General features: G+C 58.9%; 11 protein-coding genes. 10 read left to right on the forward strand and 1 reads right to left on the reverse strand.

The window, feature by feature from the left end; genetic code table 11:
- Positions 1–10 precede the first annotated feature (10 nt).
- The 4 genes from lnt (at position 11) to trmB (ending at position 4,335) form a co-directional block, all read left to right on the forward strand.
- Positions 11–1,594 (forward strand): apolipoprotein N-acyltransferase, encoded by a 1,584-nt coding sequence (lnt, locus tag KW403_RS09610; RefSeq protein WP_223019282.1) that lies wholly within the window; start codon positions 11–13, stop codon positions 1,592–1,594.
- A gap of 132 nt (positions 1,595–1,726) precedes the next feature.
- On the forward strand, positions 1,727–2,140 hold the full coding sequence (locus tag KW403_RS09615; RefSeq protein ID WP_223019283.1) for a helix-turn-helix domain-containing protein: 414 nt from the start codon (positions 1,727–1,729) through the stop codon (positions 2,138–2,140).
- Positions 2,141–2,322: 182 nt separating this feature from the next.
- Entirely contained in the window at positions 2,323–3,603 is a 1,281-nt protein-coding gene (metK, locus tag KW403_RS09620) for a methionine adenosyltransferase (protein WP_223019284.1), read from the forward strand.
- A 30-nt stretch (positions 3,604–3,633) separates the two neighbouring features.
- Positions 3,634–4,335 (forward strand): tRNA (guanine(46)-N(7))-methyltransferase TrmB, encoded by a 702-nt coding sequence (gene trmB, locus KW403_RS09625; protein WP_223019285.1) that lies wholly within the window; start codon positions 3,634–3,636, stop codon positions 4,333–4,335.
- A 7-nt stretch (positions 4,336–4,342) separates the two neighbouring features.
- Here the strand turns inward: trmB and KW403_RS09630 are convergent, their stop codons facing one another.
- Positions 4,343–4,507, reverse strand: a complete 165-nt coding sequence (locus KW403_RS09630; protein WP_223019286.1) for a hypothetical protein — start codon at positions 4,505–4,507, stop codon at positions 4,343–4,345.
- Between the two features lie 265 nt (positions 4,508–4,772).
- Here KW403_RS09630 and rimP point away from each other — a divergent pair, with 265 nt between their 5' ends.
- From rimP to truB, 6 genes are all read left to right on the forward strand, one after another.
- Positions 4,773–5,462: a ribosome maturation factor RimP gene (rimP, locus tag KW403_RS09635; protein ID WP_223019287.1), complete on the forward strand. Its 690-nt coding sequence runs from the start codon at positions 4,773–4,775 to the stop codon at positions 5,460–5,462.
- A gap of 1 nt (position 5,463) precedes the next feature.
- Entirely contained in the window at positions 5,464–7,119 is a 1,656-nt protein-coding gene (nusA, locus tag KW403_RS09640; RefSeq protein WP_223019288.1) for a transcription termination factor NusA, read from the forward strand.
- A gap of 133 nt (positions 7,120–7,252) precedes the next feature.
- Positions 7,253–7,888, forward strand: a complete 636-nt coding sequence (locus tag KW403_RS09645) for an RNA-binding protein (RefSeq protein ID WP_223019289.1) — start codon at positions 7,253–7,255, stop codon at positions 7,886–7,888.
- Entirely contained in the window at positions 7,885–10,482 is a 2,598-nt protein-coding gene (infB, locus tag KW403_RS09650) for a translation initiation factor IF-2 (RefSeq protein WP_223019290.1), read from the forward strand. Before KW403_RS09645 ends, infB begins: the two co-directional genes overlap by 4 nt.
- 138 nt (positions 10,483–10,620) lie before the next feature.
- Positions 10,621–11,025 (forward strand): 30S ribosome-binding factor RbfA, encoded by a 405-nt coding sequence (gene rbfA, locus KW403_RS09655; protein ID WP_223019291.1) that lies wholly within the window; start codon positions 10,621–10,623, stop codon positions 11,023–11,025.
- A complete protein-coding gene (gene truB / locus KW403_RS09660; RefSeq protein WP_223019292.1) occupies positions 11,025–11,960 on the forward strand; it encodes a tRNA pseudouridine(55) synthase TruB in 936 nt (311 codons plus the stop codon). The genes rbfA and truB overlap by 1 nt, the downstream gene beginning before the upstream one ends.
- Positions 11,961–12,027: the final 67 nt, after the last annotated feature.

The raw sequence follows: 12,027 nt of genomic DNA on the forward strand, positions 1-12,027 counted from the left end.
GGATGCGTGCATGGAGAGCCTTGCCGGACGGGTTGTATTGCTGAGTGGGTGGCGACGGTCGCTCGTCTCCTTCGCAGCGGGCGGTTTCGCTTCCCTTTCACAACCGCCATTTGACTTCTTCGCCGCCTGCTTTGTTGCCTTTCCCGTCCTGGTTTGGCTCCTGGATGGTGCGGTCGGCGAGGGGCGCGGCCTCCGTTCACTAGTAATTCCTGCCTTTAAAACGGGCTGGTGGTTCGGTTTCGGGTATTTTATGCTTGGACTGTGGTGGATCGGCACTGCATTGCTGGTCGACGCGGAAAATTATGCTTGGGCCGTTCCGTTTGCTGTTGTAGGAATCCCGGCATTTCTTGCAATTTTCTACGGGCTTGCAGCGCTTCTTTCGCGGTTTTTTTGGTCGGACGGGATCATGAGAGTGATTTCTCTTGCGTTCTTTTTCGGCATTATTGAGTCCATAAGGGGCATAGTCTTCACGGGTTTTCCGTGGGGCGCTATCGGTTACGCCGCTATGCCCACATTGCTAAGCATGCAGTCGGCTAAGGTACTTGGGCTGGCTGGTATGAATTTTCTGGCGGTTTTGGTGTTTTCGATGCCGGCGCTCCTGGGTACTCGCCGGCATCTTCTCATCGGCAGTATTACCGCCATCGGTCTGGTAACAATGCAGTTGGCATATGGTTATCTAAGTCTCTCCAGAGAAATCCGGTCTGATAATTTTTTGCCGGTGCGGATCGTTCAACCGTCGATCAAACAGACTGAAAAATGGGATTCCTCCGAACAAACGCGCATCTTTAACATCCTGCTGGATCTCACTCGACGTCAGACGGCCGAAGGCGTCGAAAAGCCTAAGTTGATTGTTTGGCCCGAGACTGCAGTCCCATTTCTGTTCACCGAACGCCCCGAAGCCCTGGTCCAACTCGGCGAAGCGTTGGACGAGGGGCAAATGCTCCTGACCGGCGCTGTGCGCGCCGAAGGCGGCGATGGTCTGGGTCCGACCCGCTATTACAATTCAGTTGTGGCGATAGGTCAGGACGGAACAATTATTGACGCAGTCGACAAGGTGCATCTGGTCCCATTTGGCGAATACGTGCCGTTCGCCAACCTGTTGAATAATCTAGGGATAGAAGAGATAGTGCAGTCAGCAGGTCCGTTCACAGCGGGTGGTGTGCGTCGTCCCCTCACTGTTTTCGAGGGCACTCGCATTATGCCGTTCGTCTGCTACGAGATCATCTTTCCGCACTTGGTCGCTGAGGTTGCAGATCAGTCGGATATTCTTGTCAACGTCACAAATGACGCCTGGTTTGGGGTGACGCCCGGTCCTTATCAGCATTTTCGACAGGCCCGCGTGCGTGCTGTTGAAAACGGGCGCCCGTTGCTGCGTGCCGCCAACTCCGGCATCTCTGCTGTTATCGACTCATCGGGCCGTATCATCGACGCTTTCGATCTTAATGCTGTGGGCAATCTGGACCTCCGAATGCCTATTGAGAAGCCTGAGAAATTTTATTTTGAGAATCCGGGAACCAATGGAATGTTTATTGCGTTTGGTTTTGGGACCGTGCTTTTCGGTTCAAGTATTGTTCGACGTCTGAGAGCGAATTGACATCGTCCCTTTCGGCTACGCATAGTGTGTAAGCCGACTACATCGCAATTCGATTTGACAGGCTTGGGGCTCTGGGAGGTCGAAGAGGTAGATCGGTCAATGGCAACCCCGTGCCGGACGGCGAGGGAATATATGAACAAGAACAAGAAAAAACCGAATCCGATCGACATTCATGTTGGAGGTCGGATTAGACTAAGAAGAAACATGCTTGGCATGAGCCAGGAAAAACTTGGCGAAAGCCTGGGTATAACTTTCCAGCAAATTCAGAAATACGAGAAGGGTACGAATCGCGTCGGCGCGAGCCGGCTGCAGGCAATCGCTTCGGTCCTCAGTGCTCCGGTGTCGTTCTTCTTTGAAGGCGCACCAGGCGAGGAAAGCGAGGGCGGAAAGGGAATGGCAGAGGACGGTGCGGACTTTGTCGTCGATTTTCTCAACAGCAGCGAAGGTGTTCAGCTGAACAGGGCGTTTGCGAAGATTTCTGACCCTAAGGTGCGCCGTCGTATCATCGACTTGGTCAAGGTGCTGGCCGTCGAGAACCAGGACTGAGGGTTCCCATAGAACGCTGATAGCTCTCCCAGAGCGCTACTGATCAACAGGGGATGGGTAAAACCGTTCCCTGTTTTGCTTTATGTCGCAACCGTTATGCTTGACCTGATGCATCGAGCTTCGCTAACAGGAAGGCGCCTGTTGCCGACAGATTGATCGGCTTCTTCTCAGAGGGGATACCCGTGGCGCGCAAGAACTATCTCTTTACAAGTGAATCCGTTTCCGAAGGCCATCCCGATAAGGTCTGTGATCGCATCTCCGATGAGATCGTCGATCTGGTCTACCGGGAAGCCAAGAAATCCGGCATGGACCCGTGGAAGGTTCGTGTGGCGTGTGAAACGCTGGCGACGACAAACCGTGTCGTGATTGCCGGTGAGGTGCGCGTCCCCGAATCGCTGCTTAAGCGGGACAAAAAGACTGGTGAGATCGCCAAGGATGCTCAGGGCAATCCTCTCATCAATCCGTCGCGCTTCCGCTCGGCTGCGCGCCGGGCGATCCGTGCTATAGGTTATGAACAGGACGGTTTTCACTGGAAGACCGCGAAGATCGACGTCCTCCTGCACGGGCAGTCGCCCGATATCGGTCAAGGCGTCGATAGCGCAGCCGATCGCCAGGGAGAAGAAGGTGCAGGCGACCAGGGCATCATGTTCGGTTATGCCTGCCGCGAGACGCCTGACCTCATGCCGGCGCCTATTTACTACTCGCACAAGATCCTTCAGCTTCTGGCCGATGCCCGCAAGTCCGGTGAAGGCGAGGCTGCAAAGCTCGGTCCGGATGCAAAGGCCCAGGTCACGGTGCGTTATGTCGACGGTGCGCCGTCCGAGGTAACGGAGATTGTGCTCTCCACCCAGCATCTGGATGCGTCCTGGAACAGCACCAAGGTGCGTCAGGTCGTTGAGCCCTACATCCACGAAGCGTTGTCTTCTGGCGGAATCACGGTTGCGGACAACTGCAATTGGTACATCAATCCAACCGGTAAATTCGTGATTGGTGGGCCCGACGGCGATGCGGGGCTTACCGGTCGCAAGATCATCGTCGATACTTACGGTGGCGCAGCACCCCATGGTGGAGGTGCTTTCTCCGGGAAGGACACAACCAAGGTGGACCGGTCGGCAGCTTATGCCGCACGCTATCTCGCCAAAAACGTGGTTGCGGCCAATCTCGCCGAGCGTTGTACGATACAGCTTTCCTACGCCATCGGTGTAGCGCAGCCGCTGTCGGTCTATGTGGATCTGCACGGCACGGGCCGTGTCTCCGAAGAAGAGGTCGAGATCGCGATTCGTGAGGTGATGGATTTGTCGCCCACTGGCATTCGTCGCCACCTGGATCTCAATCGCCCCATCTACGCCAAGACAGCTGCTTACGGTCACTTCGGGCGGAAAGCCAGCCGTGATGGTTCATTCTCCTGGGAGCGCACCGATCTGGTGAAAACCCTCAAACAGGCAGTTGCAAAAGCCGCGTGACGCGGCTTTTACCAGTACCGGAACGACCGAATGGCTGAAGAACGGCGCAAACGGGCTACCGAAGCCTTCTTCGGCCGTCGGCATGGCAAGCGTCTGCGTCCAAAACAGGACGCGGCGCTTACCGCTTTTCTCGATCACGCGCTGTTAAAGCTCGATGCTCCGCCGCAGGACCCTGCTGGCTTGTTTGCCCACCCGGTCGAGCAAGTCCGGCTTGAGATCGGCTTTGGCGGGGGCGAGCACCTGCTCAATGAAGTCTCGCGCTTCCCTGCCACGGGCTTCATAGGTGTTGAACCCTTCGTGAATGGCATGGCCAAGCTTGCATCCGCGCTGGACGAGCAGGGCGGTTTTCCAGCGAATCTGCGGGTTTACAACGATGATGCCACGGTGCTTCTGGATTGGCTGCCAGAGGCGTCCATCTCAGGGATAGATCTGCTCTATCCAGATCCCTGGCCCAAGAAAAAGCACTGGAAGCGGCGCTTCGTGAACTGCGTCAATCTGGATCGGTTCGCGCGAGTGCTGAAACCGGGGAGCCGCTTCCGTTTCGCGTCAGACATCGACACGTATGTCGACTGGACACTACAGCATTGCGAAGCGCATCAAGCATTTTGTTGGCAGGCAGAATCTGCGGATGATTGGCGCCTGGCTTATGACGGCTGGCCTGGTACGCGTTATGAAGCGAAAGCTATCCGCGAAGGGCGGACACCCGCCTACCTGACATTTCTGCGAGTATGAGCGGAGCTTACCGGCCGCTCATACCATAAAATTGCTCGGGATTAATGCCAAGCCGGCGCAGGTCGGCATCCTTTGCCCGACGACGATTCCGCACTGCAGCAGAAACAGCCACGGCACTTTCGATCACGCCGAAAAAATCACCAATTCCAGAAATGAACTTACGGGTCGACATGGAGTTACCTCTCATTGTGCATTGCAACACAATCTAGCGCGCTCCGTGGTCGATAAGAAGCGCCGTTCTGACAAGGCTGCTATGCATTTGTGCGTTGCACCATGTCAGAAACCAAAACCCCGTCTGCGGGCCCCGGTCATGAGTTGCGCACTTGAAAAGAATTGCCATCTCGTCTATATCCAATTCAAATTCTTGGTCGCTATGACGGAGAGTGGGTCCCACCGGTCCCGCTCTTTTTTGTTAGATGCGGCCGTCCGGAGGTTGGATGACGGCAGTTTCAGAAGACAGGAACAGTGATGATCGCCTGATCCGTGAGAGCGGAATTGAGGCGCGCGTTGCCGCGATCATCATTCCTGTTTTGGGAGCAATTGGATATCGCCTTGTTCGCGTTCGCATGACAGCGCAGGACGGTGCCACGTTGCAGATCATGGCCGAACGTCCCGATGGCATCATGACCGTCGAGGATTGCGAGGAAGTCAGCAGAGCGCTGTCACCCGTTCTGGATGTTGAAGACCCGATCGACACGGCTTACCAACTCGAGATTTCCTCACCTGGTATCGACCGCCCGCTGGTGCGCAAGGCGGATTTTGCCGCGGCTCAGGGGCACCTGGTCAAAATCGAGACTGCTGTGCTGCTGGATGGGCGCAAGCGCTTTCGCGGTTTCGTGGTCGAAAGTGACGACGAGACTGTGACGATCGAGCCGGAAACGGTCGAGGAAGAAGGGGACGAGGACGTCCTCTTTGGAATTCCCTTCGAGGCGATTGCCGATGCGCGGTTGGTCCTGACGGACGATCTGGTGCGCGACGCCCTGAAGCAGGAGAAGGAAGAGCGCCGCGAACGCAAGCGCAATCGCCGCCCTTCCGCATCGGAAAGGGCCGCTCAGCGGTCCGAAAAACAAAACGCAACTGAGCCGGCCGGGAACGAAGAACCCGGATCCCACGCCGAAGGAGAGTGACATGGCAGTCAGTGCGAACAGGCTGGAGCTTCTTCAGATCGCCGACGCGGTGGCCCGCGAGAAGTCTATCGACAAGCAGATCGTCATCGCCGCCATGGCCGACGCGATCCAGAAGGCCGCGCGGTCGCGGTATGGTCAGGAGACCAATATTCGCGCCGACATCAACCCTCAGACGGGTGAAATGAAGCTGCAGCGTCTGATGGAAGTCGTCGAGAATGTCGAAGAGCCGGCACGCGAAATCTCCGTGAAGGATGCGCGCACGCGCAACCCCGATGCTCAGCCAGGTGATTTTCTTGCCGAGCAGCTTCCGCCCATGGATTTTGGTCGCATCGCTGCCCAGTCCGCCAAACAGGTGATTGTGCAGAAGGTGCGCGAAGCTGAACGCGATCGTCAGTATGACGAATACAAGGATCGCATCGGCGAGATTGTCAACGGCACCGTCAAGCGTGTCGAATACGGCAATGTCATCGTCGATCTCGGCCGGGGCGAAGCCATCATTCGCCGCGACGAACTGATCCCGCGCGAAATCTTCAAATATGGCGACCGCGTCCGCGCCTATGTCTATGACGTGCGTCGAGAGCAGCGCGGCCCGCAGATCTTCCTGTCGCGCACCCATCCTCAGTTCATGGCGAAGCTGTTCACCATGGAAGTGCCGGAAATCTACGACGGCATCATCGAGATCCGTTCGGTAGCCCGCGATCCGGGTTCACGCGCGAAGATCGCCGTGATCAGCCATGACTCCTCCATCGACCCGGTCGGGGCCTGCGTGGGTATGCGCGGCAGCCGTGTTCAGGCTGTTGTCGGCGAGCTGCAGGGCGAGAAGATCGACATCATTCCGTGGAACGAGAACGCCGCTTCCTTCATCGTCAATGCGCTGCAGCCGGCGGAAGTCGCCAAGGTGGTGCTGGATGAGGACGCGGAGCGTATCGAGGTCGTGGTGCCGGACGATCAGCTTTCGCTGGCCATTGGCCGGCGTGGCCAGAACGTGCGTCTCGCTTCGCAGCTCACCGGTTGGGATATCGACATTCTGACCGAGGAAGAAGAATCGAGCCGTCGTCAGAAAGAATTCACCGAACGTTCCTCTCTGTTCATGGACGCACTGAACGTCGACGAGATGGTGGGGCAGGTCCTGGCTTCCGAAGGCTTCACCAGTGTCGAAGAAGTGGCCTATGTCGAATCTGGCGAGATCGCGTCGATCGATGGTTTCGACGAAGAAACCGCCGAAGAGATTCAGACCCGCGCACGCGAATATCTCGAACGCATCGAGGGTGAGTTCGACGCAAAGCGTCAGGAACTTGGTGTCGAGGACGAGTTGCGGGAAATCCCTGGGCTCACCACCGCTATGATGGTGGCTGTCGGGGAGGATGGCGTGAAGACGATCGAGGATTTCGCTGGTTATGCGGTGGACGATCTTGTCGGTTGGAAAGAACGGAAGGATGGCGAGACGACGTTCGAGCCGGGCGTTCTTTCCAAGTTCGACGTGTCGCGTGCAGAAGCCGAGCAGATGGTTGTCGCGGCCCGTCTTAAGACGGGCTGGATAACCGAAGAAGACCTCGCAGCCGAGGCTGAAGCCGAAGAGGCTGTCGAGGGTGAGGAAAGCGCTGACGTTGCCGAGGGCGCGCACGCCCCTGAGGCGGCCGAAGGCGCGGAAGCCTGATATGGGTGTTGTCGAGCGTGTGGCCGTCTGTGTGACGCCCGTGGTGCGCTCGATAATCCTTGTTTCGCCGCAATCCTGCGGAGCCGCGTGATGGCACGCGGCAGCAGGTTGCTCTGGAGTTGTTGTGGACGATATGAACGATCGCACATGCATTGTCTCGCGCAAGGCGCGGCCCGCGGAGGACCTGATCCGGTTCGTCGCGGGACCGGACGGCATGGTCGTGCCCGATCTGAAGCGCAAACTCCCCGGGCGCGGTTGCTGGGTCACCGCTGATCGGGTTCATGTCGAAAAGGCGGCGGAGAAGAACCTCTTTTCCCGCGCCCTCAAAACATCAGTCACGGCACCGGACAATCTGGGCGAACTGGTCGATGTTTTGCTTTCAAAAGCCGCTCTAGGCGCTCTTGGGCTTGCGCGAAAGGCCGGAGCCGTGGCATTGGGTGCTGCGAAGGTCGAGGCATCGGTGCGTAGCGGCAAGGCCTATGGTGTGCTGCATGCTCGTGAAGCCTCGCAGGACGGGGTGCGCAAGATCACGGCCGCTCGTCATGCAGTGGTCCATCTGGGCGGACCAGCCATCCCAGCTTACAAACTCTTTTCGGAAGAAGAAATGAGTTTGGCATTGGGGGCAACAAATGTGATACATGCTGCCGTGTTCGGGCGGGACGCGGGCAAGGCGGCGCTGAAACGCGTTAGTGCGCTCGAGACTTTTCGAGGCGAATGCGCGGATAAACCGGCAGCGGTTGCAATGGGCACCGCAGAGGATGTGGAATGACGGATACGAAAACCGGTGACGACAAGACGCTGAGCGTCGAAAAGAAGAAGACGCTGACGCTGAAGCGGCCCTCCGTTGAGCAGGGCACGGTGCGCCAGAACTTCTCGCATGGACGCTCCAAGTCTGTCGTCGTCGAAACGAAAAAGCGCAAGTTTTCCAGGCCGGATGAGCGACCCGAGGCCGCGCCTGCGCCTGCCCCTGCGCCGGCACCTGCGCCTGTTGCGGCAAAGCCGAAGCCTGCGGCCCCAAAGCCGGCACCACAGCGTCATCGCGAGCGTCCACGCCCGTCGCCGGGTGGTAATCGCTCCGGCGTGGTGCTCAATGAGCTCTCAAAGGACGAGATAGAGGCTCGGCGACGCGCGTTGCAGGATTCCAAGGTGCGCGAGGCGGAAGAGCGCAAGCGCGCTGAAGAAGAAGCAAAGCGTCGCGCTGAGGAAGAGGTGCGCCGGGAGCGCGAGCGTGAGGAATCCGCACGCCGCCAGGCCGAGGAAGAGGCGCGTTTGAAAGCGGAGGCGGAAGCGCGCAGCCAGGCAGAAGAAGAGGCGCGTCGCCGCGCGCCGGCTCCGGTTGAAACCAAGCCCGTGCTTGAGGACGATACCGACGATGAAGGCCGCTCGAAGAGCAAGGGCACACCGGTCAAGCGCGCAGCGCCCAAGCCGGAGACGCCTCGCCCGGCAGCCAAGCCGCGGGGAGACGATCAGCGTCGCCGCGGCAAGTTGACCCTTAATCGTGCTCTTTCGGACGATGGAGAGACACGCGGGCGTTCGCTTTCTTCGATGCGTCGTCGCCAGGAGAAATTCAAACGCGCGCAGCATCAGGAGCCGCGCGAGAAGATCTCTCGTGAAGTGGTGCTTCCTGAAACGATTACCATTCAGGAACTCGCTCAGCGTATGACCGAGCGTGCCGTGGAGGTGATCAAGTTCTTCATGAAGCAGGGCCAGATGCTGAAGCCCGGCGACGTGATCGACGCGGACACTGCCGAGTTGGTGGCTGAGGAATTCGGTCACACCGTAAAGCGCGTAGCCGAATCCGATGTGGAAGACGGCCTCTTCAATGTTGAGGACAAGGCAGAGGATCTGAAGGCGCGTCCGCCCGTCGTGACGATCATGGGCCATGTCGACCACGGCAAGACGTCGCTGCTTGATGCCATTCGCCATGCAAACGTCGTTTCAGGCGAGGCCGGTGGCATCACGCAGCATATCGGTGCCTATCAGGTCGAGCAGAACGGACAGACGATCACCTTCATCGACACGCCCGGCCACGCCGCCTTCACGGCAATGCGTGCACGCGGTGCCGAGGCAACCGATATCGCCATTCTGGTGGTGGCTGCCGATGACAGCGTCATGCCGCAGACGATCGAATCCATCAACCACGCCAAGGCGGCGGGTGTTCCGATCATTGTCGCGATCAACAAGGTCGACAAACCGGAAGCCGACGCCAACAAGGTGCGGACCGAACTCCTTCAGCACGAAGTGTTCGTGGAATCCATGGGTGGTGAGGTGCTCGACGTCGAGGTCTCTGCCGTCAAGGGAACCAATCTCGACAAGCTGCTCGAAGCTGTGCTTCTGCAGTCGGAGGTTCTCGAGCTCAAGGCCAACCCGGACCGTGCCGCTGAAGGCGTTGTCATCGAGGCGAAGCTCGACCGTGGTCGCGGTTCTGTCGCGACAGTTCTGGTTCAGGCCGGAACGCTTCGCACCGGCGATATCATCGTGGCAGGCAATGAGTGGGGCCGTGTGCGCGCACTTGTCAATGACCGCGGCGATCAGTTGAAGGAGGCTCCGCCTTCCATGCCGGTCGAGATCCTCGGACTGCAGGGCACGCCGCTGGCTGGCGACCGCATCGCGGTTGTCGAGAGCGAGGCCCGTGCCCGCGAGATCTCGGAATATCGTCAACGTCTGGCTCGCGAGAAGTCTGTTGCCCGCCAGGCGGGCCAGCGCGGCTCTCTGGAACAGATGATGTCGCAGCTTCAGGATTCTGGCTTGAAGGAGTTCCCGCTCATCGTGAAGGGCGACGTGCAGGGCTCGATCGAAGCCATTGCCGGTGCTCTCGACAAGCTGGGCACCGACGAGGTGCGCGCACGCATCGTCCATTCGGGCGCCGGCGCGATCACGGAGAGCGACGTGTCGCTTGCCGAGACCTCCGAGGCCGCGATCATCGGGTTCAACGTCCGTGCCAACAAGCAGGCCCGCGACGCGGCTGAAGCAGCCGGCATCGAAATCCGCTACTACAACATCATCTACGATCTGGTGGATGACATTAAAGCGGCCATGTCAGGGCTTCTTTCGCCGGAGCGTCGCGAGACCTTCCTCGGCAATGCCGAGATCCTCGAGGTCTTCAACGTGTCCAAGGTCGGCAAGGTTGCCGGTTGCCGGGTCACCGAGGGCAAGGTCGAGCGTGGCGCCGGCGTGCGGCTCATTCGCGACAGCGTTGTGATCCACGAAGGCAAGCTGAAAACGCTCAAGCGCTTCAAGGACGAAGTTTCCGAAGTGCCTGGCGGTCAGGAATGCGGCATGGCGTTCGAGAACTACGAAGACATTCGCCCCGGCGATGTCATCGAGGCCTACCGCGTCGAAATGGTCACGCGCACGCTCTAATGCGCATACGTATGGAAACGGCGGCATGGGGCATCTGATGCCCCATGCCGCTTTCCGGCGTCAGACGCTTCAGCTTTCATAATTTGCCGATATCCGTGATGCGGATACAATAGGGTTTTCCCCGCAAGAAGGTACTCCATGCCGTCTTCCGCCCCCTCTCAACGCCAGCTTCGCGTCGGCGAGCAGGTGCGTCATGCAATCGCGCAGGCTCTCCAGCGCGGCGATGTGAGTGACGATGCACTCGCCAACACCGTGGTTTCCGTGTCCGAAGTGCGCATGTCCCCGGATCTGAAGATCGCAACAGCCTACGTCTCGCCGCTCGGCGCTGCCGACAAGGAAGCGGTTGCGGCAGCGCTGAACCGTCATGCGCGTTTCATTCGTGGCCGCATCACACCTGCTCTACGTCAGATGAAGTACATGCCGGAACTGCGCTTCCGGGTGGACGACAGTTTCGAGAATTTCAACAAGATCGATCGTCTCCTGAAATCGCCGGAAGTGGCTCGGGATCTGAAGGATGACGGACACAACGAGGGTGACGATTGATGGCGCGGCGCGGCAAGCGGAAGGGACGCCGTATCAACGGCTGGCTGATCCTCGACAAGCCGGCCGGAATGGGGTCAACCAGCGCTGTTTCGAAGATCAAATGGCTGTTCAATGCGGAGAAGGCAGGTCACGCGGGGACACTCGATCCCCTCGCATCCGGCATGTTGCCGATCGCACTGGGAGACGCGACGAAGACGGTTCCATTCGTGATGGACGGAGCGAAGGTCTATCGGTTCAAGGTGGCATGGGGTGAGGAACGGGCCACGGATGACCTGGAAGGTCCGGTGACACATAGCTCCGATGAACGCCCCACTGAAGAAGCCATTCGCGCACTCCTGCCGAACTATACCGGCATCATCATGCAGACCCCGCCGCAATTCTCTGCAATCAAGATTGACGGCGAACGCGCCTACGACCTTGCACGCGAAGGCGAGACAGTAGAGATCGCGGCACGCGAGATCGAGGTGGGGCGGCTTGATCTGGTTTCCTTCACGCCCGATGAAGCACTGTTCGAGATCGAGTGCGGCAAAGGCACCTATGTGCGCAGCATCGCTCGGGATTTGGGAAGAGACCTGGGTTGCTTTGGCCACATCGCCGAACTGCGGCGCACGGAAGTGTATCCATTTCTTCCCGAACAGCTTGTGGAGCTCCCGGCGCTGGAAGACGCTGCCAAAGAAGGGGACCGTGAGGCCGGCAATCTCGATGCGCTGGATACGTATCTCCTGGACATTGCCACCGCGCTCGAAGGTTTGCCCGAAGTGACGGTCACCGACGATGCGGCAGCCCGTCTTCGTCTGGGCAATCCGGTGATCGTGCGCGGCCGTGATGCTCCTGTGGAAGCGCCGGAAGCATGGGCCAGCGCGCGGGGGCGGCTGGTGGCGCTTGGGGCGGTTGAGGCGGGTATGTTCAAACCCAAACGGGTTTTTGCCGTTTAAATCACTGAGCCAAGCGATTTCCTTCGATCGGCTAGGCAACCCTTGGCCGTTTTATGCATTATGTACC

Source organism: Nitratireductor kimnyeongensis (genome assembly GCF_019891395.1).
Classification (GTDB): Bacteria; Pseudomonadota; Alphaproteobacteria; order Rhizobiales; family Rhizobiaceae; genus Nitratireductor; species Nitratireductor kimnyeongensis.